Origin of the sequence: Burkholderia stagnalis (genome assembly GCF_902830275.1) — a bacterium.
Taxonomy (GTDB): domain Bacteria; phylum Pseudomonadota; class Gammaproteobacteria; order Burkholderiales; family Burkholderiaceae; genus Burkholderia; species Burkholderia stagnalis.
Map to the genome: position 1 here is coordinate 1 of NZ_CADESW010000113.1, position 254 is coordinate 254.

Annotated in this window: 1 protein-coding gene; it reads right to left on the reverse strand. The window is 64.6% G+C overall.

Annotated features, from left to right (window positions below):
• On the reverse strand, positions 1-236 hold a 236-nt coding region (locus tag HWY45_RS37255), incomplete at its 3' end, for a hypothetical protein (RefSeq protein ID WP_279607770.1).
• Positions 237-254: the final 18 nt, after the last annotated feature.

The window sequence follows — 254 nt, forward strand, 5'->3', positions numbered from 1 at the left end:
ACCTCGACTTCGACCGGCATCAGCTCACTGTCCACCGGCCTCAGCTCGACCGATAGCTCCGTCGCCTCGCTCTCGACCTCCACGTCGACCGGCATTTCGACGGCCACCAGCTCGATCGCTTCGCTCTCCACCTCGACTTCGACCGGCATCAGCTCACTGTCCACCGGCCTCAGCTCGACCGATAGCTCCGTCGCCTCGCTCTCGACTTCCACGTCGACCGGCATTTCGACGGCCACCAGCTCGATCGCTTCGCT